Annotated in this window: 23 protein-coding genes; 9 read left to right on the top strand and 14 right to left on the bottom strand. The window is 63.0% G+C overall.

Features of this window, described 5'->3' with window-relative positions:
* Positions 1-73: 73 nt before the first annotated feature.
* Positions 74-1,294 (bottom strand): MFS transporter, encoded by a 1,221-nt coding sequence (locus C2U70_RS05795; RefSeq protein WP_140976952.1) that lies wholly within the window; start codon positions 1,292-1,294, stop codon positions 74-76.
* A gap of 588 nt (positions 1,295-1,882) precedes the next feature.
* On the opposite strand from C2U70_RS05795, the gene C2U70_RS05790 reads away from it, so the two are divergent.
* Positions 1,883-2,287, top strand: coding sequence for an MAPEG family protein (locus tag C2U70_RS05790; RefSeq protein ID WP_140976951.1), 405 nt, complete (start codon positions 1,883-1,885; stop codon positions 2,285-2,287).
* A gap of 81 nt (positions 2,288-2,368) precedes the next feature.
* Here the strand turns inward: C2U70_RS05790 and C2U70_RS05785 are convergent, their stop codons facing one another.
* Entirely contained in the window at positions 2,369-5,686 is a 3,318-nt protein-coding gene (locus C2U70_RS05785; RefSeq protein WP_140976950.1) for a DEAD/DEAH box helicase, read from the bottom strand.
* 191 nt (positions 5,687-5,877) lie between these two features.
* Between C2U70_RS05785 and C2U70_RS05780 the strand changes: the two genes are divergently transcribed.
* Together C2U70_RS05780 and C2U70_RS05775 are read left to right on the top strand one after the other, a co-directional pair.
* Positions 5,878-6,378, top strand: a complete 501-nt coding sequence (locus tag C2U70_RS05780; protein ID WP_140976949.1) for a peptide deformylase — start codon at positions 5,878-5,880, stop codon at positions 6,376-6,378.
* Positions 6,379-6,600: 222 nt separating this feature from the next.
* Positions 6,601-6,993: a VOC family protein gene (locus C2U70_RS05775; RefSeq protein WP_140976948.1), complete on the top strand. Its 393-nt coding sequence runs from the start codon at positions 6,601-6,603 to the stop codon at positions 6,991-6,993.
* A 90-nt stretch (positions 6,994-7,083) separates the two neighbouring features.
* Here the strand turns inward: C2U70_RS05775 and C2U70_RS05770 are convergent, their stop codons facing one another.
* The 5 genes from C2U70_RS05770 to guaA form a co-directional block, all read right to left on the bottom strand.
* Complete coding sequence (locus tag C2U70_RS05770) at positions 7,084-7,269, bottom strand: hypothetical protein (protein WP_246666671.1); 186 nt, start codon at positions 7,267-7,269, stop codon at positions 7,084-7,086.
* 136 nt (positions 7,270-7,405) lie between these two features.
* Entirely contained in the window at positions 7,406-8,824 is a 1,419-nt protein-coding gene (locus C2U70_RS05765) for a UvrD-helicase domain-containing protein (RefSeq protein ID WP_140976947.1), read from the bottom strand.
* Positions 8,817-10,529, bottom strand: coding sequence for an ATP-dependent nuclease (locus tag C2U70_RS05760; protein ID WP_210243896.1), 1,713 nt, complete (start codon positions 10,527-10,529; stop codon positions 8,817-8,819). The genes C2U70_RS05765 and C2U70_RS05760 overlap by 8 nt, the downstream gene beginning before the upstream one ends.
* A 61-nt stretch (positions 10,530-10,590) precedes the next feature.
* The gene (locus C2U70_RS05755) at positions 10,591-11,574 is read right to left on the bottom strand and encodes a restriction endonuclease (RefSeq protein WP_140976946.1); all 984 of its coding nucleotides are present in this window, start codon (positions 11,572-11,574) and stop codon (positions 10,591-10,593) included.
* Positions 11,575-11,728: 154 nt separating this feature from the next.
* Positions 11,729-13,327: a glutamine-hydrolyzing GMP synthase gene (gene guaA / locus C2U70_RS05750; RefSeq protein ID WP_186294081.1), complete on the bottom strand. Its 1,599-nt coding sequence runs from the start codon at positions 13,325-13,327 to the stop codon at positions 11,729-11,731.
* Between the two features lie 149 nt (positions 13,328-13,476).
* On the opposite strand from guaA, the gene C2U70_RS05745 reads away from it, so the two are divergent.
* The 3 genes from C2U70_RS05745 (at position 13,477) to C2U70_RS05735 (ending at position 14,841) form a co-directional block, all read left to right on the top strand.
* The gene (locus C2U70_RS05745) at positions 13,477-13,848 is read left to right on the top strand and encodes a nuclear transport factor 2 family protein (RefSeq protein WP_140976944.1); all 372 of its coding nucleotides are present in this window, start codon (positions 13,477-13,479) and stop codon (positions 13,846-13,848) included.
* A 172-nt stretch (positions 13,849-14,020) separates the two neighbouring features.
* The gene (locus C2U70_RS05740) at positions 14,021-14,353 is read left to right on the top strand and encodes a DHCW motif cupin fold protein (protein WP_140976943.1); all 333 of its coding nucleotides are present in this window, start codon (positions 14,021-14,023) and stop codon (positions 14,351-14,353) included.
* Between the two features lie 278 nt (positions 14,354-14,631).
* The gene (locus tag C2U70_RS05735; RefSeq protein ID WP_140976942.1) at positions 14,632-14,841 is read left to right on the top strand and encodes a cold-shock protein; all 210 of its coding nucleotides are present in this window, start codon (positions 14,632-14,634) and stop codon (positions 14,839-14,841) included.
* Positions 14,842-15,058: 217 nt separating this feature from the next.
* Here the strand turns inward: C2U70_RS05735 and C2U70_RS05730 are convergent, their stop codons facing one another.
* Both C2U70_RS05730 and C2U70_RS05725 read right to left on the bottom strand, forming a co-directional pair.
* Complete coding sequence (locus C2U70_RS05730; protein ID WP_140976941.1) at positions 15,059-16,360, bottom strand: RsmB/NOP family class I SAM-dependent RNA methyltransferase; 1,302 nt, start codon at positions 16,358-16,360, stop codon at positions 15,059-15,061.
* Between the two features lie 66 nt (positions 16,361-16,426).
* A complete protein-coding gene (locus C2U70_RS05725) occupies positions 16,427-16,849 on the bottom strand; it encodes an MAPEG family protein (protein WP_140976940.1) in 423 nt (140 codons plus the stop codon).
* Between the two features lie 156 nt (positions 16,850-17,005).
* Between C2U70_RS05725 and C2U70_RS05720 the strand changes: the two genes are divergently transcribed.
* Entirely contained in the window at positions 17,006-17,629 is a 624-nt protein-coding gene (locus C2U70_RS05720; RefSeq protein ID WP_140976939.1) for an acriflavin resistance protein, read from the top strand.
* A gap of 68 nt (positions 17,630-17,697) precedes the next feature.
* A complete protein-coding gene (locus C2U70_RS05715; RefSeq protein ID WP_140976938.1) occupies positions 17,698-18,534 on the top strand; it encodes a metallophosphoesterase family protein in 837 nt (278 codons plus the stop codon).
* Here C2U70_RS05715 and C2U70_RS05710 read toward each other — a convergent pair.
* The 5 genes from C2U70_RS05710 to C2U70_RS33655 all read right to left on the bottom strand — a co-directional run bounded on the left by C2U70_RS05710 (position 18,531) and on the right by C2U70_RS33655 (position 22,588).
* Positions 18,531-18,812 (bottom strand): hypothetical protein, encoded by a 282-nt coding sequence (locus tag C2U70_RS05710; protein WP_140976954.1) that lies wholly within the window; start codon positions 18,810-18,812, stop codon positions 18,531-18,533. The two genes, C2U70_RS05715 and C2U70_RS05710, sit on opposite strands and share 4 nt — an antisense overlap.
* 144 nt (positions 18,813-18,956) lie before the next feature.
* A complete protein-coding gene (locus C2U70_RS05705; protein ID WP_140976937.1) occupies positions 18,957-19,979 on the bottom strand; it encodes an NADP-dependent oxidoreductase in 1,023 nt (340 codons plus the stop codon).
* 271 nt (positions 19,980-20,250) lie between these two features.
* The gene (gene guaB, locus C2U70_RS05700; protein WP_140976936.1) at positions 20,251-21,741 is read right to left on the bottom strand and encodes an IMP dehydrogenase; all 1,491 of its coding nucleotides are present in this window, start codon (positions 21,739-21,741) and stop codon (positions 20,251-20,253) included.
* 301 nt (positions 21,742-22,042) lie between these two features.
* Positions 22,043-22,453, bottom strand: a complete 411-nt coding sequence (locus C2U70_RS05695; protein ID WP_140976935.1) for a helix-turn-helix transcriptional regulator — start codon at positions 22,451-22,453, stop codon at positions 22,043-22,045.
* A gap of 9 nt (positions 22,454-22,462) precedes the next feature.
* On the bottom strand, positions 22,463-22,588 hold the full coding sequence (locus C2U70_RS33655) for a type II toxin-antitoxin system RelE family toxin (RefSeq protein ID WP_283810350.1): 126 nt from the start codon (positions 22,586-22,588) through the stop codon (positions 22,463-22,465).
* 297 nt (positions 22,589-22,885) lie between these two features.
* On the opposite strand from C2U70_RS33655, the gene C2U70_RS05685 reads away from it, so the two are divergent.
* On the top strand, positions 22,886-24,376 hold the full coding sequence (locus C2U70_RS05685; RefSeq protein WP_140976934.1) for an MFS transporter: 1,491 nt from the start codon (positions 22,886-22,888) through the stop codon (positions 24,374-24,376).
* The last annotated feature ends 15 nt before the right edge of the window (positions 24,377-24,391 follow it).

Raw genomic sequence — 24,391 nt, 5'->3', positions numbered from 1 at the left:
AGCGAAGCGCAATCCGGGAATCTCACCAGCATCACCCGTATTACGCTTCGCTCCATACGGGCTACGAACGCCGTCACGCCGTTGCCGCCACTGGCTGAGGCTGCGGCTTCGCAAACGGCCTGAACGTCATCGCCATCAGGAACGCGCCGAGGCCCATCGCCCAGGAGCCGATATAGAGCCAGGCGTAGCTCGAGAACGCATCGTAGATCAGGCCGCCGGCGAGCGGTCCCGTCGCCATGCCGAGGCTGCCGGCCATCGCCGTGCCGCCGATCACGGTGCCCATCATCTTGAGCGGGAAGTTTTCGCGCACCAGCACGGCATAGAGCGGCATGGTGCCGGCATAGATGAAGCCGAACACGGCCGCGACCGAATAGAACATCACGAGCTCGCGCGCGAAGACGTAGGACAGCGCGCCAAAGGCCTGCAGCAGGAGACCCGTGACCAGCACGCGCTTGGCACCGAAGCGGTCGCCGAGCAGGCCGAAGCCGATGCGGCCAAACAGGCCGGCAAAGCCCTCGACGCTGTAGATCGTCACGGCGGCGATCAGCGGGATGCCGCAGCTCACGGCGTAGCTGACGGTGTGGATGATCGGGCCGGAATGCGTCGCGCAGCAGAAAAAGTTGGTCGCAAGCAGAATGAAGAATTGCGGCGAGCGCAGCGCCTCCCCGACCGACATCTCGGCTTGCGACCCGCCACCACCGACGGGCGCTGCTTGGGCAGCCGCGAGCGCCGGCGCACGGCGCACCAGCAGCGAGACCGGGATCATGATGGCGCCGACCACCAGCGACACGATCTGCATCGAGGTCCGCCAGTCATGGTGCTCGACCAGCCAGGCCGCGAGCGGCGCCATCGTCATCGGCGCAACGCCCATCCCGGCCGACACCAGCGAGACCGCCAGTCCCCGCTGCGTGTCGAACCAGCCGGTGACGGTCGCCATCATCGGCGCAAAGATCGCGGCGCAGGAGGCACCGACCAGAAGGCCGAACACGAACTGGAAGGCGATCAGCGAGGTCGCGTGGCTCGCCAGGAACAGGCTCACGCTCAGCACCGTCGAGCCCGTCAACACCACGGGCAGCGGGCCAAAGCGGTCGGTCAGCGTGCCCCAGGCCATGCTGGTGAAGGCCATCGCCAGAAAGCCGATCGTCATCGCGCTGGAGATGCCGGTCACCGACCAGCCGGTGTCCTTTGCGATCGGCTGCAGGAACACTGGCAGCGAAAACATGCCGCCGATGGCGACACAGCCGAGCAGGCCGCCGGCGGCGACGATCACCCAGCGATAGTTGGAGGGGGTCATGTTCTTCTCTCCCGTGAGGTCTCTCCGGGGATAAGACGAACGGGAACTGCCGCGGCCGACATCGGGATGGACGCAAAGCGGAAAAATTTGGGCCCTGGCCACCGCAGGCCAGGAATAACTATTCCATACGATATTCCGTGTTTCGTGTAAAGCGAATTTTTGCCTTGGTTCCGGTCTGCTCGAATATTGCGTCGAAAACAACCCCATGCACAGTAGCGGGCGTGAATCGACCGGCTCGACCGGGAGCGTGCAGGCCGAACGCCGCGAAGCTCCTGATGTTGCTTGGAGATCGCCGATAATTCTGCCGGGCCGCCGTGCGCGCGCGAGCCATTCATCGCGCGTGACGCGGCCGAGGCGTTTCCTTGCCGATCGGCGCCAGGAAATGCACGCCGACCCGTCAGCCGAAGCACAAAGCTGCAGAATCACGCACGACGTTTCTGACATCGCCGACCGCCGTCTGCACGCGCACGCTACGCCCGGCCCCTGGTCATTTGATGTCGCAATTTGCCGCGCGCTGAGATTTGATCGGGCTGGCGCGGCAAGCCGGGGGTGACGGGCTGGCCGCGCCTCCAATCGAAGGAACACGGGATGGGGATCGACTTCGAACTTTCGATGCTGGCAGCCGCCATCGTTTGGGGCTTCGTTCAGCTCGTCGCCGCCGCGCAAAGCTCCAATTTGCAGTACGGGCTCAGATGGGCGGCGAGCCCGCGCGACGTCGAGATGCCGCCGCTCAAACCCATTCCCGGCCGCATCAACCGGAATTTCCGCAACTACATGGAGACGTTTCCGTTCTTCGTCGCCGCGATCCTGATCGCGCACGTCGCAGGCGTTCACAACGGGCTGACCTATTGGGGATCGATCGCCTATCTCGGCGGGCGCATCGGCTACTCCGCCCTCTACATATCCGGCGTCCCGCTGGTCCGCTCCCTGTTCTGGAACATCGCCAGCTTTGGCATGCTCGCCGTTCTGGCAGCACCTTTTGTCACTCATTGAGGCCTGGCGAATCCGAGCAGGACCATCCGCCGATCCTCCGCTATCCCGACCGCCGGGTCGCGGTCGCTGCCCGGCGCTTTCTCAGGTCTCGAACAAGGCCCTCACATCCTCCTCGGTCAGCGCCGAGGCGATGCGTCCGTCGCGATCGAACAGGCTGTCGGCGAGCGCGCGCTTTCTGGCCTTGAGCTCGTCCATCTTTTCCTCGATCGTGCCGGCGGCGACGAGCCTGTAGACGAAGACGGCCTTGTCCTGTCCGATCCGGTGGGCACGGTCGATCGCCTGCTCCTCGACGGCGGGATTCCACCAGGGATCGAAGATGACGACGGTGTCCGCGGCCGTCAGATTGAGGCCGACGCCACCTGCCTTGAGGCTGATCAGGAATATCTCCGTCGCGCCGTTCTGAAAGGCGTCGATAGCCGCCTTGCGATCCCTGGTTTCGCCGGTCAGGAGGCTGTAACGCAGGCCATCGGCGTCGAAACGCCGCCGGATCAGGTCGAGCATGGAGGTGAACTGCGAGAAGACGATGATCTTGCGCCCTTCGCTCAACAGCTCGGCGACCATCTCGATCAGGCGCTCGAGCTTGGCCGATGGCCGTTCCACACCATCGCTCAGCTTCAGCAGCGCCGGATCGCAGCAGGCCTGCCGCATCCTCAGCAAGGCTTCGAGCACCACGATGTGACTCTTGGCAAGACCGCGTTTTTCGATGGCCTCGCGGACCTTGCGCGACATCGACAACCGGATCGAATCGTAGAGATCGCGCTGCGGCCCTTCCAGCACGATCGTCTCCAGGATCTCGCTCTTGGCGGGCAGTTCGGTGGCCACTTCGGACTTGGTCCGGCGCAGCAGGAACGGCTTGACGCGCCGCGCCAGCGCAGCCGCCCGAACCTTGTCGCCGCGTTTTTCGATCGGCCCGCGCCACTGGCGCGAGAACGCCGCCTTGTCGCCCAGAAAGCCGGGATTTGCGAAGCTCATGATCGACCAGAGCTCGCCGAGATGGTTTTCCATCGGCGTCCCCGTGAGACAGAAGCGGTGTCCCGCCTTGATCTCCCGCAGCGCGCGGGTGGTGGTGGCGTCGGGGTTCTTGACCGTCTGCGCTTCGTCGAGTACCGCCATGTGCCATTCCCTCGAGAGCAGCACCTCGCGATCCCGTGCGATCAGGGGATAGGTCGTCAGAACCAGGTCATGCTCGGCAATGGAAGGAAACTTCTGCCTGCGCTCGAGCCCCTGCAGCACGAGCACCTTCAAGTCCGGTGCGAACTTCTGCGCTTCGGCGGACCAGTTCGTCATCAGGCTGGTCGGCGCGACGACCAGAACGGGGTTCGCGAGGCGGCCCCGCTGCTTCTCCAGCGCGATCAATGCGAGAATCTGGACCGTCTTGCCCAGCCCCATGTCGTCGGCCAGGACGCCGCCCAATCCACTCTCGCGCAGCAACTCGAGCCAGGCCACGCCCTGCGCCTGATAGGGTCGAAGCGTGGCGCGAAAGCTCGGCGGCAGGTCCGGAGCGCTCAACCCGCGCACCTGAAGCAGCCCGGCAAGGCGACGGAGATTGTCGGCCCCTCGAAACGCAAAGTTTTCGTCCTCCACCCCGAGCAGCGGAAGGACATCGGCGCGCCCCAGCCTGATCTTCTCCGATGCTCCGGAGTAGACGCCACTCACATGCAGGCCATGCAGCGCCAGCACGAGCGGAAGAAAGCGATTGGCGGCGATTGCAAGGTGACGGCCGTCGGCCAGCGGCAGGTAGAATCGCTCGCCTTTGTCGGCCAGTTGCTTCAACCGGTCCGGCTTGAAGTCGGGCGCCGACACCAATGCGGCCACGTCAGGCGCGAGGTCGTATCGCTCGCCGTCGATCTCGATCCCCACCGCCAGCTCGAACCAGTCGATCCCGCTCGATTGCAGCTCCGCGTCGAAGTCGCCCGACGACTTCGCCAGCCGGAACGGAAAATCGTCGTCGATCAGAATCTCGAAACCTTCCGACCTGAGCCGTTCGGCATGCTGACCGACAAAGCCGTACCAGTCGCCCTGATCGCTGAGCGTGAAGTCCTGGGCATGCCGGAAATCGAGCCCCGGCACGACTCTCCTTGCGTCATGAAGGCCGAAATCCTCCAGCCGCTTGCGCGCCTGCCTTTCCTTGGCCTGCCGTCGCGTGATGGCAAACACCTGCCCGGCCTGAAACAACTCCAGCCGGCTCGCCCGCTGCGTCGGGTCGATATCGAACGGACCGTAGCGGAAGCCGAGGCTGGCGACTGCCACGGGCCCAAGCGGCTGCTCTTCCTTGCTGCGATAATAATAGTAGATCACCTGTCCGCGCTTGAGCCGCAGCACCGGGCGCGGATCCTCCTCGATCCGGACTGCGGCCTGCGGCGGCACGGGTAAAAGCCCATGATGCAGCTCCGGCAATTTCTGGCCGAGGCGGCGCGAGACCTCTTCGAGCTGCGCGCGGGGGATGGCGGGCGCCGACAGGAACTGGCGGGCCAGGCGCGGCGGCAGGCCCAATTGCACCGGTCCGATCAGCCCGGCTGCTTCATCGACATAGACCGGCGGCTCGGCGTTGAGCGCGACCGCTCCTGATACGATGAGGCTGGGCGCGACGCCGCGCCTGCCGGCCTGCTGCCATTCGATCCGGCCCTCGCGCGCGTCCGCCCAACTGAGCGGCTTGCGCTTGTGATCGCGCCAGAACGCGCGACCCGTTGCGACAATCCGCTTCAACAATTCCTCTGGATACGGCCCCTGGGAATAGTAGGCGCGAATTCGGCTCGTGATCTGGGTGAGAAGATCGACGTCGGTCTCGTCGAAATATTTCGGCGGCCGATCCGGCTTGAAATCGTACAGGCTCGGCGTGGCGTAATTATCCGCATACCCACCCTTATTGACCCGGACCGAGCGCAAGGATACGGCCACACTGGGCATCGCCTCATCCGACGGCTCCAGGCAATACAGCAGTCGCTGGCCGCCATCCGGGGCAACGTCACCGCTTCGCACCGAACGCCCGACATCCTCGATCCAGCTTTGCACCTCGACGGAGAGGACCGGCGGAGCCGAAGGCGCGGCGGCATTGCCTGTCCCGGCCCTTCCGGCTGTCGGCGTGGACGACGGAGTCTCGAGCGCCGGGCCGCTCAAGGCGTCGATCACGGTCGCTGCGACGTGCTTGCAATTGTACTCCATGGGACAACTGCAATCGCCGTCGAGATCGGTCAGCCGATCGGCACCGAACTTCAGCGCAACGTCGACCTGATAGACATTGGATCCGCTGCCGCGGACCCGGGCGCTGACATGTGTCAGGTCGTCGCTGACCTGGAGCTTCGAGACGCGTCGCTGCGCCTGGTAGGCGAGCCCTTTCTCCATCGCCGAACGGCTGAAGTAGTTATAAATGTCCTTGCGCTTGAGAACGTCTGAAAGCACGTCGGCAGTTCCACGGTGACCAGACCTGTTGCCGCGGAAGATAATGGCTTCCTGCGCGCCCTCATAGCCGCGAAATCGCGTTCACCAACAGGATGATTCGGCGCGGCAAGGCACCGGACAGGCTTCATGGTCGCGGGCCGAGCGCGGCCTGTTGCTGGACCTCCGAACAGAGGGCGACTACAGGGAGCACCATGACCATCCGCACGATCGTCCGCTATCCCGACCGCCGGCTTGCGATCCCTGCCCGGCCCGTCACCAAATTCGACGCCAGCTTGCAGGAACTCGCGCAGGACCTGCTCGAAACCATGCGCGCAGCGCCCGGAATCGGCATCACGGCGCCACATATTGGCATTTTCCTGCGCGTCGTCGTGCTCGAGCTCGACGCGAAGAACGGCGCGCGGACCTACGTCAACCCGGAGATCGAATGGGCCTCTAGCGAGATGATCATGCACCGGGAAGGCAGCGTCTCGATGCCCGGTGTGAACGACGAGGTGCAGCGCCACGCCCGCGTGCGGATCAGCTACCAGGACGTCGACGGCAATATGCTGAGCGAAGAGTCCGACGGCCTGCGCGCCGTCTGTCACCAGCATGAGATCGACCAGCTCGACGGAATGTTCTGGATCCAGCGCCTGTCGCGGCTGAAGCGCGAGCGGCTGGTGAAGAAGTTCGAGAAGATGTCGCGGGATTTGTAGGGTGGGTTAGCCGATCGGCTGCGCGAAAGCGCGGGCCGGTCGGCGTAACCCACCGCTTCTGTCTCCGCGGATACAAAAGAGGTGGGTTACGCCAGTGGACCGCGCCTTGCGCGGCCACAAGGCTAACCCACCCTACGAAGCTCATATGCTTCATTTTTCCAAATGCGTTGTTATCTCTTGCCAAAAGACACAAGTCTGACCCGTCAACCGAGGCGCCCTCGAATGACAAGCCTGAACAATCTGGAGTGCGTAACCCTCTTCGTCGACGACCTCGCGCGCACGCGGGCCTTCTACGAGGCCGTGTTCGACGCCAGGCCGATCTATTCCGACGCCGTCTGCACCGTGATCGGGCTCGGTGGCGTCATGGTCAATTTGCTGCAGGAGACAGAGGCGCCGCAGCTCGTGGAGCCGGTGGTGCCGGCTGCTTCAAGCACCGGGCCTCGCATGCTCATGACCATTCGCGTCACTGACGTCGATGAAGCCTGCACGAGGCTCCGGCAAAGCGGCGTCAAGCTGGTGAACGGCCCCATCGATCGTCCCTGGGGTCGTCGGACCGCCGCGTTTTCCGACCCATCCGGCCATATGTGGGAGATCGCACAGGAGATAGCAGCCTAAAGCGCGATGATCGGGGCCGTCATAACCAGGCGGTATCGGCGCCATGCCGTTCGCGCGCCGAAGAACCCACACATGCGAATTCTTGTCGGTTTAAACTTCGGTGTATTCGAGCCCCGTGGTCATATCCATAACCTCGTGCACGCACGTGTCCCCGAACGAGCCGTTCTGGAAGGTGGTTGTGCGATCGGACCACGGCGGGAAGCCCCGCATCCAGCCGAGGGTTTCGGGGTGGGTGGAGGTGGCGGTGGCGGGCGTTTGTGCGAGCGAGACGGACATCAAGGCTCCGATGGGACTGATGCGGACGTCGTAGCATGAGCGGACCTTGCACACATCTAATGTTCGGGCTGGGTTGCTCTTCCTGAGAGGCGCGCACGACTGCAAAAACGTCGTGTCGGCAAGCGACAACAACCATCTAGTTGGGAGCCAGCACCTGCTGCTGCGAGCAAATAACCAACTGTTTCGACCCTCTCGTGATTGCGACGTAGAGGTGCTTGCGATCCATTAGCTCTGGGTTCAAGACTACACTCGTCTCAGCCTCTAGCCCCTTAAGTAGTAGAGTACTTCCGACCGTTCGCCTGGCGAGTGGCCGACCAACGAGACGCGACTGCTCACGTACAGCTACTGCCGCTTCTGAAGGCGCCAGTGTGCTGGATACTCGGCATGCCTTAAGCACACTGAAGGCTCCCCTAAGGATGGCCGGCCGATGTACGCGCACTCCTCCTTGTTTGCCGATCTCTTCGAGTAGTTCCGCCGCTCCCTGATAGCAGGGCTTTTCCGCGAAGCGAATAGCCGCAAGTTCCTCGCTCGAAGCTTCACGACGAGCTCGACCACTTCGCAGCGTGTGTACGCGAATCAGGAGGTCGCCGCCTCCAACGTTGGTCATTACTGAACCCGCAAACTCGACTACATGTCGTAAGACATTGGGCGACGCCAGATCCAATCCCTCAGCGAAGGCGACCAAATCTGTGAGATCAACATTCTCAACCGTCACGGCGCCCGGTATTTGCTTCGCGAAGTCTCTTTGCGTCTGCGGACGCATGGAATCTGCAATGACAAGAACTTTGGCATCGTCACCGGGCGCGACGATCCGGCCAGCCTCCAATCGAAGCCGGTGATCATCCTGATTGCCTTGAAGCCGAACCCAGCGAACGTTCGCTGGCGCGGTTGAAAGATCGAGGCCCGCTCCGTGCGCCAACGCTTCCCGAGCTTGCAGCAACCATCGACCAAACGCCTCTTCTCCGGCTTGGATCCAACGATGAGGGGTTTGGAGTTGTCCCACCAATGGAAACTGCGCGCAGACTTGCTGCTCCCAGTCAGCCAGTGGATCGCCGAATCCGAAGATCGCTTGCATCGGATCGCCAAGGACGCAGGTACGAAGAGCGTTCGCGGCGTGAAATATGATCGCGTGTTGCCGCACAGAGCAGTCCTGGTATTCGTCCACAATTAGGCGGTCATAGGTTGCCGCCAGCACGTCGTGGATGTGGCCGCCGCCGAGTAGCCGCCACGCAGCATCGCGAATTGCAGGATAGTCGCGACCGCGGTTCCTGAGCTGCAGCACATCCGGGTCAATCTGCGCTCGCCTAGGAAATGTTCTGACAAGGCGCATGGCCCAGCCATCAATCGTGGATAGACGATATCCGCGCGATGAAACCCGTGCCTTCTCTAACCTTCCTCGAAGCGCCGCGACACCGGCGTTCGTATGTGTCAGCACCAAGACTGGTTTGAGATGATCGTGCCGCGACAAAGCATCAGCGATTAGGTGCGTCTTTCCGCACCCGGCGGGGGCAGTTACAGTTCCTCGGTTGATCGCCAGAAGATCGATCTCAACCACCGTACATCCATTGCCAAGCTGTGGTGAGGATCGCTAGAAACCCCGGCTCGGCGTTTCGCAAGTCGGGTCCGACAATATCTCGACCAACCTCTTCCATCCGGCTTACCGTCTTAAACCAAGGGTTCGCCTCACCTTGTGCGGCTCTTGCCATCGCCCCGCGCGTTGCGCCGGTCACTGGCCCACGACAAGCGATCAGATCGAGAGTATTTGCACTTGCCGTGCGAATTTGGGCGTCGATCCGAGCCTCGCCGTGAAACAGCACAGCTTTTGCTAGGAGGCCGGATATGCCAGCGTCGCTCAGGCTGAAGAAAATCTCGTCTTCCAGGGATCTTCCTGGACGCCATTTGAACACCGGCCCTCCGGCCGCGCTAAAGGCCGCCTCATCAGCAGCAGATGGCTGGACATCATCGTCTCTCAGTACACCCACACGATACTTTAGCCCGACGAATGGCATGGCCCTAAGGTAGAGGCTGGAGATCCCCCTAGCGTCGACAAGGCTCACACCAGCCGCATTGATGGACCGGTGACCAATTGAAACCGCATTCAGGTCGAGCCCCCTGATAAATCCGACCTCGCTAGCGCCTTCACATACGAGTACAGATGGTGCGAGGAATGCTTCGGGATGCAATCGGATTGTACCTTGCACGTCATTTGTAGTACCGATAGGCGACACCGAATGAACACCTTCGATACTACGCACCACGGCCAATTGATCTCCACTCAATTCTCGCAGAGCAATCGGTGAATGTGTGGTGATAAAGGCTTGAAGAGGCGGCTGCGTCTCTTTCTCTCCGAGAGAGCCGAGGAGACGGACGATTCGATGAGGCTCCAGCCCATACTCAAGCTCGTCGATCAAAATGACCGTCGCTTCCTTTGCTGCTTTTCGTTGTAACCCAGCGAGTAAGAGACGCGTTGACCCCACACCCAATGCTCTCAACGGAACCCCGTTCGCCCCATGCAGCGCAATTGTGCCGCCGCTGAACGATACCGAATGTGCATCGAGCATAGCTTTGAGGTCCCTCCCCACCGGTATCCCAAGCTCAGCCGCTGTCTGCTCGACAATTCTCAACGTTTCTCCTAGCTGCGCATCAGCAGCATTGCCGAAAGCGGCTCGCGCATCTCTGGCGGCCTTGGCTAGTGCCGCCGAGGTATCCGCGCGTTCCTCGGAGAGACGATTGAGCACCGATCCGCGTCGCCAAGCGAGATTGTGATCCGCGAGGGCGCCAATTCGGTTCGGCGAGAGGCGGGCGCGATCACCCCACGTCAGGAACCGCGACTGGCCCTGCTCTTCCGCCCGCGTCGACACCAGGGTCCAAATGGGCTCAAGGTCGCTTCCGACGCTTAAATTCACCGTTAGGACGGTTTCACCACCCGCCTCTGGCTCATCGTCGATGTTGCCCGAAATCGCATTGAAGCTGCGCAAGTAGGCCCCATAGGCTTCGAGGCTCTTCAAGGCGTCGTCAAGTTCACCAATTGTAATCGTGATCGAGATCGGCTGCTCGACATTCAGACTGTAGAAGTCAGCATCCGTAAGTAAAACGTTGCGTCGCGCGCCGAGACACAAATCAATAGCGTCCAATATAGACGACTTGCCGGAGTCGCCAGGACCAACAAGGCAATTGATGCCTGGCGACGGGAACCAGTTCAGAGATTGAATACAGCGGAAGTTTCGAATCTCGATGTGACGGATGCGGGCCAGCGGCATCTCCTGTCAGTATTCAAATTGCACCTGCAGCTTATGGATTCGAGTCAATTGAAGGAGCCTTTCAGCGCGGTAGGCTAATAACGAACTTCCAGATCCTTTCATCGAGGTAGTTCTCGGGACCACCCGGCTCGCCCTTCAGTTTGATCATTGCGATCAGATCGCTATTCGATAACAATAAAATAAGCTTTCCGGCCTCGCGCATCGCACCCTGGGCAGCACGCAGTGCGCCATCCGTTGGCGGCATTCGTGATATCAAGAAACAAACAGTTCGAAGTCCGCCGGTAAAGAGATATCGCTCAGTGGAGTAGACCTGATCCGGGCCTATCCCCTGTTCGTAGTTCTTGCACTCAAAGAGAATTGCGCGCGTTCGAAAGTCATTCCGCACTGCGTCCCAGAATGAATTTCCCGGCTTGATCCTGCAAATGAAGTCGTAACGATTTGCACCGTCAGTGGTTTGCGATTGCCGTTGAAAGCCATAAAGGTCTGGATCGAACAGGTAGACGAAGACCTCCTGGCAAAGCTTCTCGTAGTCACTTGGAGAAAGCGTGTTTTGTCGAAGATGATCTTCAAGCTGCTCGATTAGGCGCTCCGCTTCGCCTTTGGTGGCGGCAGTCAAAATTGGGAGTGCTGGACTACCCGCTACGATTTCATTAAGTTCCCGCAACAGGTTAGGAAACGGTTGGGCTTTTTCACGCAGAACGTCGATGTCCCAAAGCCGAAAGCCGTATTCGTTCTGAGACCAACTGCGCGCCTGCCGGCTAACCATTCCAAAAAGCACAAGAATTGGAGAAGTCAGTTTGCTATTGGTCGTGATAGTACGTAGCCGGAGAGCTTCTCGCGCGAGCTCGTGCATTCCAAACAACGTGGCTGGCCGCAGTTTGACCTCAACCGGATGGGAGAGATCATCCTTGCGCACGACCAAATCGATCTGAAATCCCTCTACAATGGGGGAGTGGGTGACCGAATAACCAAGCGCTTGGAACAGTTTGACTGTCCACTTCTCTGCGCGTAGCGCCAGCTCGATAACCGCTTGACGTCTTGTCATGCCCGATCGCTGCCCCAAGCGCTGCCTTCAATCTCCGTTACCTTCTGGATCCGTCACACTGACCCTAGATCGCAGCACCGCGATGTTGGGCTGCGGCATGTCGTCTATCTGATGCCACACACGAATGAGTTACGTGCGCTAACATTCACTCCCCCTACTCCCACTCAATCGTCCCGGGCGGCTTGCTGGTCACGTCGTACACCACCCGGTTCACGCCCTTCACCTCGTTGATGATGCGCGTGGCGGTCTCGCCCAAAAACTTCATATCGAACTGGTAGAAGTCGGCGGTCATGCCGTCGGTGGAGGTGACGGCGCGCAAGCCCACGACGTAATCGTAAGTGCGGCCGTCGCCCATGACGCCGACGGTCTTGACGGGGAGCAGCACGGCGAAGGCCTGCCAGATCTCGTCGTAGAGGCCGTGCTTGCGGATCTGGTCGATGTAGACGGCGTCGGCCTTGCGCAGGATCTCCAGCTTGTCGCGGGTGATGTCGCCGGGGCAGCGGATGGCGAGGCCGGGGCCCGGGAACGGGTGGCGGCCGACGAAGATTTCGGGCAGGCCGAGCTCGCGCCCCAACGCGCGGACCTCGTCCTTGAACAGCTCGCGCAGGGGCTCGACGAGCTTCATGTTCATGCGCGCAGGGAGTCCGCCGACATTGTGGTGCGACTTGATCGTCACCGAGGGGCCGCCGGTGAAGGAGACGCTCTCGATCACGTCGGGGTAGAGCGTGCCTTGCGCGAGGAAATCGGCGCCGCCGATCTTCTTCGCCTCCGCATCGAACACGTCGATGAAGAGACGGCCGATGGTCTTGCGCTTCACCTCGGGGTCGGTGACGCCTTCGAGCTCGCCGAGGAATTGCTTGGACGCGTCCACATGCACGAGCGGGATGTTGTAGTGGCCGCGGAAGAGATCGACGACGGTCTTCGCTTCATCGAGGCGCAAGAGGCCGTGATCGACGAACACGCAGGTGAGCTGGTCGCCGATCGCTTCGTGGATCAGCACGGCGGCCACGGCTGAATCGACGCCGCCGGAGAGGCCGCAGATCACCCTGCCCTTGCCGACCTGGTTGCGAATCTTTGCGATCGCTTCCTCGCGGAAGGCGCGCATGGTCCAGTCGCCGGAGAGGCCCGCGATCTTGCGCACGAAGTTGCGGATGAGTTTTGCGCCGTCGGGCGTGTGCACCACTTCGGGGTGGAACATGAGGCCGTAATATTTGCGCGTCTCGTCCTGGATGATCGCGAACGGCGCGTTCGGCGAGGTGCCGGCCACCGTGAAGCCGGGCGGCATCTTCGTGATGCGATCGCCGTGGCTCATCCAGACCTGGTTCTTGCTGCCTGACGACCAGACGTCCTCGAACAGCTTGCTCGGGGCCTTCACCTCGACATCGGCGCGGCCGAATTCGCGGTGATGCCCGCCCTCGACGGTGCCGCCGAGTTGCGCTGCCATCGTCATCTGGCCGTAGCAGATGCCCATCACGGGCACGCGGGAATCGAAGATCAGTTGTGGGGCGCGCGGCGAGCCCTCTTCGTGCACGGACTCAGGTCCACCGGAGAGGATCACCGCTTTCGGCTTCATCTCCCTGAAGGCCTCTTCGGCCTTGTTGAACGGGACGATCTCGCAATAGACGCCGTCCTCGCGCACGCGACGCGCGATGAGCTGCGTCACCTGGCTGCCGAAGTCGACGATGAGAATCTTGTCGTGCGCCGAGGCCACGGAGGGCGACGACGACTCGCGGGCTTGCTGTGCTGCTGTCATGGCAAGCAGATACGCGACGACCGGCCGGCTCGCAACCGCGGCCGGCGCGCGCCCACATTCTTCTTTGGGCATGGACAGGCGGCTATTATGTCAGTATCATTGACCTAATTTGGCCCGCTCTCGATAAGGGCCAGACACGGGAGGATGCCATGCCAAACCATCACCAGCCGTCCGACCTCGATGCGCTCGGCCGGACCTGGATCGACACCTGGAATTCGCGCGACCTCGAGCGCGTGCTGGCGCTGTATGACGACGCGGCCGAGATGACCTCCGACCGGGTCCAGGCGCTGGGGCTCGCGGAAAGCGGAACGCTGCGCGGGAAAGATGCGTTGCGCGGCTATTGGGGCAAGGCGTTGGCGCTGCTGCCTAACCTGCATTTTACGCTGATCGACGTGTTCGTCAGTCCGGACAGTGTCGTCGTGTTTTATCAGAACGAGCGGGGCAAGAAGATTTGCGAGTATCTGCGCGTGAATGCGGCGGGGAAGATCGTGCAGGGCTCTGCGAACCATTTGGCGCATTGAACGCGGAATCGTAGGGTGGGTTAGCTGCGCGGCTGCGCGAAGCGCAGTCCGTAAAGCGTAACCCACCACTTCTGTCTCCGCGGAAACCAAAGAGGTGGGTTACGCCTCGCTAGCTGCGCTGCGCGCCGCCGCAAGGCTAACCCACCCTACGCACCGCGACAGGATCGCCCCCATGAAACTCCCCGCCTCGCCCTTCACCGTCACCGACTGGAGCAAGGTCGCGCCCACCACGCATCCCGGCGAGACCGGGCAGGCGCTGTGGCGGACGCTGGACATCGGCGAACTTCGCGTGCGGATGGTGGAGTATTCGCCAGGCTACCTCGCCGATCACTGGTGCGATCGCGGGCACGTGCTCTACGTGCTCAAGGGCGAGCTCGACACCGAGCTGCGTGACGGGCGCAAATTCAAGCTCACGCCCGGCATGAGCTACCAGGTCTCGGACTTTGGCGACGCCGCACACCGCTCGTCCACCGCGACAGGCGCGACGCTCTTCATCGTGGACTGAGGCGGCCGCCAAAAACCACCGTGGGAGGCCTATTTGCAGCGCGGAATAGAGTACCGGCTCGCGTTCACGGCCGGCGTGTGGTGCCTTGAAGTGGCCCAAAATAATGATATTATCACATTCTCGATACTTGGCCGGACGACTGGGCCGCTTCGCCTCGTTCTATGACGGGCGCGCACGATTCAGAGATTTCCCCAAAATCGATCAATCGGGATCTATGGGCGCAAAGCATTTGCGTACCGGACCCAGTGCGTAGACCGTTAAACAAAGGAACTCCCCCCATGGCAATGGGTACTGTCAAGTGGTTCAACAGCCAAAAAGGTTATGGCTTCATTCAGCCGGATGACGGCACCAAGGACGTCTTCGTTCACATCAGCGCCGTTGAACGCGCCGGTCTGAGCAGCCTCAACGAAGGCCAGAAGGTCTCCTTCGACATCGTCGCGGACCGCCGCAGCGGCAAGTCCTCGGCCGACAACCTCCGCGCCGGCTAGTCCAGCGCGAACCCCAAGCACGCTTTGACCACGGACGTACCGGCAAAGCGATGAGTTACGAGCCCCGCCCCCGGGATACCGGCGGCGGGGTTTTCGTTTGCACTCGTCATTCCGGGGCGCCCGAAGGGCGAACCCGGAATCCATTTCTCAGCGATCTCTGCGGCCCAATGGATTCCGGGCTCGATGCTTCGCATCGCCCCGGAATGACGGTGGATGGTTAGGTGGCCTTCTTCAACACCGACACGAAAAACCCGTCCGTACCCGTCCGCCGCGGCGTCATCAGCCAGCCCTGCTCCGATCGCAACGCGGCCTCGGCAAAAGCCTCCGCCTTGTCCCAGAGCACGCTTGCGGTCTGCTCGGGCGGCACAATCGAAAACTCCGGATGGCGTGCGATGAAGGCCTTCACCTGCTCGTCGTTCTCCTCCGTCAGCACCGAGCAGGTGATGTAGGCGATCCGGCCGCCGGGCTTCACCAGCGGTACTGCGCGCTCCAGCACCTCGGCCTGGTCCTTCAGCCGTATCTCGAGCGCACCGGGACGCATGCGCCATTTGGCGTCGGGGTTGCGGCGCCAGGTGCCGGTGCCCGTGCAGGGCGCGTCGATCACGACGAGGTCGGCAGTCGCTCGGATATCGGCAAGCGGATCGGCATCGCCCTTGGGCGTGCGGACATCGGCATTGTGCACGCCCGAGCGGGACAGACGCTCGTGGATCGGCGCAAGCTGCCGCTTGTCGCTGTCGGTCGCGATCAGTCTCCCTTTGCCCTGCATCAGCGCTGCCAGCGCCAGCGTCTTGCCGCCGGCCCCCGCACAGAGGTCGATCACCTGCTCGCCTGGCTTTGCCGCGGTGAAGAGCGCGGCGAGCTGCGAGCCCTCGTCCTGCACCTCGATGCCGCCCTTGATGAAATCTTCCTCGGACTGGATGCCGGGATTTTTCGCGTCGGCGCCGAGCTCGATGCGCAGGCCGTTCGGCGACCACGGCGTCGGCTTTGCGTTCAGATGCGCGAGCGACCGCTGCGCCTTGTCGCGGTTGGACTTTAGCGTGTTGACGCGCAAGTCGAGCGGCGCACGGCTCGCCATCGCAGTCGCTTCCGCCGCGCGATCCTCGCCGAAGACTTTTGCCAGATAGGGATCGAGCCAGTCCGGATAGTCGCCCGCGATTGCGGCCGGCGCACCCTTCAGCGAGCGCGTTTCGAGCGCGCCCTTCTCCGCCTCGGTCAGCGGCGCCGGCGCAAAGCGGCTGCCGTCGAACAGCGCCGCCATGGTCGCGACATCCATGCCGCGTTCCAGGCGCAGCATGCCGATGAGGCGCGCGCGCGCGGTGTCGGCGTCCATCAGATACGCGCTGGAGGCGTAGCGGCGCAGCACGTCCCAGACCAGGCCCGCAATCGCCGCGCGATCGCCCGAGCCCGCAAAGCGGTGCGCGGTGCCCCATTCCTTCAGCGCCTTGGCGGCAGGCACGCGGCTGTTTTCGATGGTGTCGAGGAGTTCGATGGCTGCGGACAGCCGGGCAGCAGGAGTCATTGGTTTCTTTCAGTGTTGCGCATGATCTTGTCGGAAAACCGGTGACCACTTTTCCGGATCATGCGCTCAGAGGATGAGCAGCATCTTCAGCGCGAAATAGATCCACATCACGAGCAGCACGAGGCCGCCCGCGATCCACGCTAGGGAGCGCCGGCCGAGGTCGTTGGAGGTGACGAACACGCCGGCATGGACCAGCCGCGTCACCACGAAGACCCAGGACAGCAGCACGATGAAGAGATCGGCATGGCGCAGCGGCAGGGCAAGCGCGATCAGCGCATAGAACAGCACCGGCAGCTCGAACTGGTTGCGGTAGCAATTGCCGATCTGGGTGGCGCGCTTGGGCCAGTTCGGCTCGCCCAGCGCAATGTCGCGGATCTTGGTCTCGCCGGAAACCAGCGTTGCGCGGCGCGCGCCGACCATGGCGACCAGCAGCGCCAGAGTGAGGCCGACCTGCACGAAGACCGGCAGCAAAACCATTTGAACCGACATCATATTTTCCTGTTCGCGACTGCGAATTGGAGGCTCATTAGCCCCGGTCCGTGGTTGTGGCAATCAAGCGCTTGAACCGGTTTTCGCGGGTCCGCGACTAACTGCCAGTGATTCAAGCGATTTCGGCCCTTCGGGGTCCAGCGGCGAGACGGCGCCATGACGATTTTTGCAGGGCTCAGCAGCTTTTTCAGCGAATCCCCGGCCGGCGGGCTCGGGATCCTGATGTCGGCGCTGTCAGGCATCGCGGCGGCGCTTGCGGTGGCGATCACGCTGACCGTCTATTTCCGTACCGGCTACCGGTCCGGCCGCGACGTCCTCAAGCATGGCGCGGCGACGATTGCCGCGCTCGGCCTGTTTGCCTTTGCGGCCTACGACATGCGCCACGCCGCGCTTGCCTATCTCGGCCTCAATCCGTCCAAGCCTGCGGTCGAGTTCGAGATCCGCATGCCGCGCGAGGTGCTGACCACGGCCTCGGAGAGCCAGATCGAGCTGCATACCGACCGCAACCAAAAACTTGCCCAAGTCGAGGGCACGCGGGAACTCGGCGACGGCCGCTCCGTGCTGCGCGGCGCCGTCTCGCTCGACCACCGCACCGCCGACCGCCTCCTCGTTGTCAGCCTGCCCGGCAAGGGCACCTTCGAGTTCAAGCTGCGCCTGCCCGCCGAGCCGCACCGCTCGGTTGAGTTCAGCCCCTGGCACCTCGTCGATCGCGTCGCCTCGCCCGTTGCAGGCCAGGTCGCGCCGCAGGACGCCTTCACGATCCGCTATCGCGTGCTTTAAACTTTGTTCGATCGCAGGTCGTGTGCGCGCGTCATCGTTCCGACGCGTCGATCGGGCTATGATGGGGCATGCCTGAATTTCGCCTGACCCAGATCTCGGACACCCACCTCGCCCGCCGCTTCACCCGACTGACCGAAAATTTCGCGCGCGTCGCAGAGCATATCGGCGCTGATCGGCCCGACCTCGTCGTCAACACCGGCGATCTCGCCTTCGACGCGCCGACCGGCAAGACCGACCTCGAATTCGCGAAAGAGCTGCACGACGCCCTGCCCGTGCCCGTCCGTCACCTGCCCGGCAATCACGACATTGGCGACAACCCGACCGAGGTCGGCGAGGCGCCAAAACAGCCCGTCAGCGAAGCGCATCGCCAAAACTTCTGCGCGCTGATCGGCGAGGACCGCTGGCAGTTCGAAGCCGCCGGCTGGCGCTTCATCGGGCTCAACTCGCTGGTGATGAATTCCGGGCTCGCAATTGACGCCGAGCAGTTCGATTGGCTCGCGGGCGAGCTTTCGGGCGCAAACGGCAAGCCGATCGCGCTGTTCCTGCACAAGCCGCTGTTCCTCGACCTGCCCGATGACCCCGAAACGATCGGGACGGCGATCCGCTACGTGCCGCAGCCTGCGCGGCAGAGACTGATCGGGATGATCGGACGCGCCGACGTGCGGCTGGTCGCGAGCGGCCACGTGCATCAGCGGCGCGATTTCACGTATCGTCACACGCGCCATGTCTGGGCGCCGTCGGCTAGCTTCATCCTCTCCGACAAGCGGCAAGAGCGCATCGGCATCAAGGAGACCGGCCTCGTCGAGTACCGCTTCCAGCCCAACAGTTTTGAGGTCCGGCATGTGAAGGCGGCAGGCCAGGTCGATATCGACCTCGACGAGCTCTTTGCCAATCCGAAGGGTTAGGCGACGTTCTTCAGATCCTGCTGGATCGCGGCCAGCAGCGACTGCAGCGCGTCGCTGTTCACCGACTTGGTGTCGTTGGCCACGCGCGGGGTGGGACGCGGCGGAAACTTTGGCCGCGACGGAAACGGCGGCATGACCGGAGCAGCCGCGACCTCGGGTCCGGCTTCGGCATGAACGAATTTGCCATGAATCACGTCGTCGCGCCGGCCCATGACGAACATCGTCGTCCAATAGCCGGCGGCAAGCAGGATTACGCAGAAAATACCGATCTCAAACAACATCACAGCACCTGAAATTGGTGCAATGATTCAATGCCTTCGACCGGCGGTCAATGAACCGCCGGTCACACTTACGGCTTTTACGGAGAGGTGTTGCCGATTGGTAACGCCTCGTTAACCATACCGGCCTTGCGCGCTGGCCGTTTAAGCCTTGTCCGGCCCAACCCTGACGAGCTGCTTGCCGAAATTGGCACCCTTCAGGAGCCCCATGAAAGCGCCCGGCGCGCTGTCGAGGCCCTCGGTGACGAACTCCTTGTACTTCACCTTACCCTCGCGCACCCATTGCGACATGTCGCGCAGGAAGTCGCCATGACGGTTGGCGAAGTCAGAGACGATGAAGCCGCGGAAGGTCAGCCGCTTGGTCAGGATCGCGCGCATCATGCTGCCCGCCCATTTCGGCGGCTTGGCTTCGGTGTCGTTGTAATGCGCGATCAGGCCGCACACGGGAATGCGCGCAAAGGCATTGAGCAGCGGGAAGACCGCTTCGAACACGGCGCCACCGACGTTCTCGAAATAGACGTCGATGCCCTTCGGACAGGCGAATTTCAGCTTTGCGGCAAAATCGGATTCACGGTGATCGAGACACTCGTCGAAGCCGAGCTCGTTCCTGACGTAGTCGCACTTGTCCTTGCCGCCGGCGATGCCGACCACGCGGCAGCCCTTGATCTTTGCGATCTGTCCGACGGCCGAGCCGACCGCGCCGGAGGCGCCGGCGACCACGACGGTCTCGCCGGCCTGCGGCTTGCCGATGTCGAGCAAGCCCGTATAGGCGGTCATGCCGGGCATGCCGAGCACGCCGACGGCGGTGGAGATCGGCGCCAGCTTCGGATCGATCTTCGCAAGGCCCTTGCCGTCGGAGATCGCATGCGTCTGCCAGCCCGCGCGCGCGAGCACGATGTCGCCCTTGGCAAAGCCGGGATTGTTCGATGCCGCCACCTCGCACACCGTGCCGGCTTCCATCACGCCGCCGACCGGCACCGGTGCTGCGTAGGACGGCCCGTCGCTCATGCGCCCGCGCATATAGGGATCGAGCGACAGCCAGATCGTGCGCAGGAGAACTTCGCCCTGCCCTGGTGCGGGTACGGCGAATTCCTCAGTGCGGAAATCGGATGGCTTTGGTTCACCGACGGGACGCGCGGCGAGAACGATGCGTTTGCCTTGGGACATGATGCTTCCTCCGAATTTGCTTCGGCGCGACGGAAGCGGAGGGAGCGAGGCGCGTCAATACAAAAGGACTGGAGCCCGGCCGCACGGCGCACGCCTCTCGTGTCCCGGACGCGCTGCAGCGCCATAGCGTGTCGAAGACGCGCGCAAACGCGCTTATGCGCTGCTGCGCCGAGCCGGGACCTATGCCTCAGCAATCACGAACATGCTGGGCCCCGGCTCAGCAGCGCACCGCTGAAGAAGCGCTGCGCTGCGTCCGGGGCACGAGACCTGACTAACCCCCACCCGGATAGTTCGGAGACTCGCGCGTAATCGTCACGTCGTGGACGTGGCTTTCGCGCAGGCCCGCGCCGGTGATGCGGACGAACTGCGCCTTGTTGTGCAGCTCCTCCATGTTGCGCGCGCCGACATAGCCCATCGCGGCACGAAGACCGCCGGCGAGCTGATGCATGACGTGACCGACCGGGCCCTTGTAGGGCACCTGGCCCTCAATGCCCTCTGGCACGAGCTTCAGCGTGTCCTTGATGTCCTGCTGGAAGTAGCGGTCGGCAGATCCCCGCGCCATCGCACCGACCGAGCCCATGCCGCGATAGGCCTTGTAGGAGCGGCCCTGCCACAGGAAGACTTCGCCGGGCGTCTCGTCGGTACCGGCGAGCAGCGAGCCGACCATCGCGATGTCTGCACCCGCCGCGAGCGCCTTCGCAAGATCGCCGGAGAACTTGATGCCGCCATCGGCGATGACGGGAATGTCGGCCTTCTTCGCCGCTTCGACCGCATCCATGATCGCGGTGAGTTGCGGCACGCCGACGCCGGCGACGATGCGCGTGGTGCAGATCGAGCCCGGGCCGATACCGACCTTGATGCAGTCGGCGCCCGCGTCGATCAGCGCCTGCGTGCCTTCCGTAGTCGCGACGTTGCCGGCGACGACCTGCACCGAGTTGGAGAGACGCTTGATGCGGTTGACTGCGGCGAGCACGTGCTTGGAATGGCCGTGCGCGGTGTCGACGACGACGAGATCGACGCCGGCATCGATCAGCCGCTCGGTGCGCTCGAAGCCGGCTTCGCCGACGGTGGTTGCGGCGGCAACGCGCAGGCGGCCCTGCGCGTCCTTGCAGGCGAGCGGATGGGCGACCGCCTTTTCCATGTCCTTCACGGTGATCAGGCCGACGCAGCGATACTGGTCGTCGACGACGAGTAGCTTCTCGATGCGGTGCTGATGCAGCATCCGCCGCGCTTCGTCCTGGCTGACATTCTCCCGCACGGTGACGAGGTTTTCATGCGTCATCAGCTCGGAGACTTTTTGCCGGCGGTCGGTGGCAAAGCGGACGTCGCGGTTGGTGAGGATGCCGACGAGCTTGCCCGGCGTGGCCTTGCCGGCGCCGGTGACGACGGGAATGCCGGAGATGCCGTGGTCGCTCATCAGCTTGAGCGCATCGTCGAGCGAGGCATCGGGGCTGATGGTGAGCGGGTTCACCACCATGCCCGACTCGTAACGCTTGACTTGGCGGACCTGGGCGGCCTGCCCTTCGGGATCGAAGTTGCGGTGGATGACGCCGAGGCCGCCGGCCTGCGCCATGGCGATCGCCATGCGCGCCTCGGTGACGGTGTCCATGGCGGAGGCCATGATCGGGATGTTGAGCGGAATGGCGCGTGTGACGCGCGAGCGGATGTCGACCTCGCCCGGCATGACGTCAGAGAGGCCCGGCTTCAAGAGAACGTCGTCGAATGTGTAGGCTTCGCGGATGAGGCCCTGCACCGTCGCCATCGCCAACTCCTTCCTGCGGCCATGCCGCAAATGCTAATGGATGAGCGCCGCCCTCGGCGTACCTTGCGGCAGCGCCGGAGAATCGGAGCCCATCAGTGGGGTTGACGCGGGTCGATAGCACGGCCGGCTGACGAATCAAAGCCATTCGGCCCGATTGCCAGCCATGCACAGGCTTTTTTGGGTTGGTTACCCTGGCCTACCCGCCGTCATTCCGGGGCGCGAACCCGGGATCCATTCCGCAACGGTCCCTGCGGCCCAGTGAATTCCGGGCTCGCGCAAAGGGCGCGCCCCAGAATGAGCGTCAGTCGATCAGAAAGTCGAGCGGAACACCCAAAGCGCGCGCAAACTTCTTCTGCAACTCGGCAGGCCCCTTGCGACGTCCGGTCTCGATCTCGGAGAGATAATTTTGGCTGATGCCGACCGCGACCGCCAACTCACCCTGAATCATGCCGCGCCAGTCGCGGATGACGCGGACCGCGTTCTCACCATTCGCGAGCCGATCGGCAACGGCCTTGGGCAAGACGACCTCCCGCCCCTCCTTCAGCGCGCGCGCGGAATTGCGAACAATGCGACTCGCAGCAGCATCTTCCTGAGCCTCCGCCGCGAGCGCGACCAGTCCGTCATACTCATTGCGCGGCAGCACTGCGAGATCATCGCCGCCGGGCGTCCGGATGAACTGGACATTGCTCTTCGCCGTCACGGCCTTTGCCATAGCACCCTCTCAGTCGTAAATCTCGCGGCGATGGCCGACCGCGTGAATCGTTATGGTATTTCCCTTCACGGTGAACAGGACACGCCAGTCGCCGGAGCGCAGCCGCATTCCCGGCGCGCCCTTCAGCGCTTTCACATCACCGGCGCCGGTCTGCAAATGCCTTCAGCTTGAGGTCGATCTGGGCGCGCACCGTTGCGGTGAGCTTGCGCCACTGACGGACGGCTGCTGACGTGAATTCGATGTCCTTCACAGGGCGATAATCGCATAACGCGATATATGCCGCAAGTCAGAAATCGCACAATGCGATTCATCGATCCCGATCCAGCTCACGCAGGTATTAGGTGCCATGCCTTGTTCAGAATGGTCGGGGGGTGGTGGGAATGATAAGCCGCAGCTCTCGCCTGCCCCAACCGCTTCCATTACTTTTCCGTCATGGACAACAAGCAACGCGTCATCCCGCTGATCGTGGCCACTGCTCTCTTCATGGAGAACATGGACTCGACGGTGATCGCCACCTCGCTGCCGGCGATCGCGGCCGACATCGGCACCAGCCCGCTGACGCTGAAGCTCGCGATCACGTCCTATCTGCTGTCGCTTGCGGTGTTCATCCCGGCGAGCGGCTGGACCGCCGACCGGTTCGGCGCGCGGCTGGTGTTTGCGATTGCGGTCGGCGTCTTCATGGTCGGCTCGGTCGGCTGCGCGCTGTCGCAATCGGTGACGCATTTCGTGATCGCACGTATCCTGCAGGGCATGGGCGGCGCCATGATGACGCCGGTCGGGCGCCTCGTGCTGCTGCGCTCGATCGACAAGAGCGAGCTGGTCAATGCCATGGCGTGGGTGACGGTCCCTGCCCTGATAGGTCCCGTGATCGGCCCACCGCTCGGCGGCTTCATCACGACCTATGCATCGTGGCACTGGATCTTCCTGATCAACTTGCCGATCGGGCTCGTCGGCATCTTCATGGCGCTGCGCTTCATCGATCCCATCAAGAGCGAGACGCAGGAGCCGTTCGATCTCTATGGCATGGTGCTCGCCGGCATCGGGCTCGCCGGCATCGCCTTCGGTCTCTCCGTCGCCGGCCTCAACCTGCTGCCCTGGGGCACGGTCGCGGCGCTGGTCGTCGGCGGATCGATCTCGATGACACTGTATGTCATGCACGCGCGGCGGACGGGGTCGCCGGTGCTGGACTTTTCGCTTCTGAAGCTGCCGACGCTGCGCGCGGCTATTTTCGGTGGCTTCATGTTCCGGCTCGGCATCGGCGCGCTGCCCTTCCTGCTGCCGCTCCTGATGCAGATCGGCTTCGGCCTGTCGCCCTTCCACTCCGGCCTCGTCACCTTCGCCTCCTCGCTCGGCGCCATGGGCATGAAGACGCTGGCGGCGCGGATCATCCGCACCTTCGGCTTCCGCAATCTGATGACGGTCAACGCGATCGTCAGCGCGTTCTTCCTCGCGGTCTGCGCGCTGTTCACGGTGACGACGCCGCTGCTGATCATCATGGTCATCCTGGTGGTCGGCGGCTTCTTCCGTTCGCTCGAATTCACCGCGATCAACACGGTCGCCTATGCCGATGTCGAGCAGTCGCAGATGAGCCGCGCCACCACGCTCGTCAGCGTCAACCAGCAGCTCGCGGTCTCGGCCGGCGTCGCGGTCGGCGCGGCCTGCGTGGAAACGACGATGTGGCTCAACCATGTTAGCCAAATCGACGCCACCGTGTTCGCGCCGGCCTTTGTCGTGATCGCGCTGACGTCGGCGGCGTCGAGCTGGTTCTTCTGGCAGATGCCCGCGGACGCCGGCCACGAGATCTCCGGCCGCAAGGCGGTGGATATCTCGAGCCGCAAGGGCGCGGCGAAGAGCGCGGCAACCGCCGCCGTCAAGGTGGCGACGGAAGACACCCAGGACGTGCGGGATCAGCGGCTGGGGTAGCGAAAGGCAACGAGC

It is taken from the genome of Bradyrhizobium guangdongense (assembly GCF_006483445.1).
Lineage (GTDB): Bacteria > Pseudomonadota > Alphaproteobacteria > Rhizobiales > Xanthobacteraceae > Bradyrhizobium > Bradyrhizobium guangdongense_A.
Note: the sequence above shows the minus strand (reverse complement) of the source record. Positions and strands in the feature narration are given on the sequence as shown.

Coding starts and splice junctions, on each gene's coding strand:
- C2U70_RS05730 (WP_140976941.1), bottom strand. CDS start 16,360: ATGACTCCTGCTGCCCGGCTGTCCGCAGCCATCGAACTCCTCGACACC.
- C2U70_RS05685 (WP_140976934.1), top strand. CDS start 22,886: ATGGACAACAAGCAACGCGTCATCCCGCTGATCGTGGCCACTGCTCTC.
- C2U70_RS05790 (WP_140976951.1), top strand. CDS start 1,883: ATGGGGATCGACTTCGAACTTTCGATGCTGGCAGCCGCCATCGTTTGG.
- guaB (WP_140976936.1), bottom strand. CDS start 21,741: ATGGCGACGGTGCAGGGCCTCATCCGCGAAGCCTACACATTCGACGAC.
- C2U70_RS05795 (WP_140976952.1), bottom strand. CDS start 1,294: ATGACCCCCTCCAACTATCGCTGGGTGATCGTCGCCGCCGGCGGCCTG.
- C2U70_RS05770 (WP_246666671.1), bottom strand. CDS start 7,269: ATGTCCGTCTCGCTCGCACAAACGCCCGCCACCGCCACCTCCACCCAC.
- C2U70_RS05745 (WP_140976944.1), top strand. CDS start 13,477: ATGCCAAACCATCACCAGCCGTCCGACCTCGATGCGCTCGGCCGGACC.
- C2U70_RS05760 (WP_210243896.1), bottom strand. CDS start 10,529: ATGCCGCTGGCCCGCATCCGTCACATCGAGATTCGAAACTTCCGCTGT.
- C2U70_RS05740 (WP_140976943.1), top strand. CDS start 14,021: ATGAAACTCCCCGCCTCGCCCTTCACCGTCACCGACTGGAGCAAGGTC.
- C2U70_RS05705 (WP_140976937.1), bottom strand. CDS start 19,979: ATGTCCCAAGGCAAACGCATCGTTCTCGCCGCGCGTCCCGTCGGTGAA.
- C2U70_RS05695 (WP_140976935.1), bottom strand. CDS start 22,453: ATGGCAAAGGCCGTGACGGCGAAGAGCAATGTCCAGTTCATCCGGACG.
- C2U70_RS05725 (WP_140976940.1), bottom strand. CDS start 16,849: ATGTCGGTTCAAATGGTTTTGCTGCCGGTCTTCGTGCAGGTCGGCCTC.
- C2U70_RS05755 (WP_140976946.1), bottom strand. CDS start 11,574: ATGACAAGACGTCAAGCGGTTATCGAGCTGGCGCTACGCGCAGAGAAG.
- C2U70_RS05720 (WP_140976939.1), top strand. CDS start 17,006: ATGACGATTTTTGCAGGGCTCAGCAGCTTTTTCAGCGAATCCCCGGCC.
- C2U70_RS05735 (WP_140976942.1), top strand. CDS start 14,632: ATGGCAATGGGTACTGTCAAGTGGTTCAACAGCCAAAAAGGTTATGGC.
- C2U70_RS05775 (WP_140976948.1), top strand. CDS start 6,601: ATGACAAGCCTGAACAATCTGGAGTGCGTAACCCTCTTCGTCGACGAC.
- guaA (WP_186294081.1), bottom strand. CDS start 13,327: ATGACAGCAGCACAGCAAGCCCGCGAGTCGTCGTCGCCCTCCGTGGCC.
- C2U70_RS05780 (WP_140976949.1), top strand. CDS start 5,878: ATGACCATCCGCACGATCGTCCGCTATCCCGACCGCCGGCTTGCGATC.
- C2U70_RS05715 (WP_140976938.1), top strand. CDS start 17,698: ATGCCTGAATTTCGCCTGACCCAGATCTCGGACACCCACCTCGCCCGC.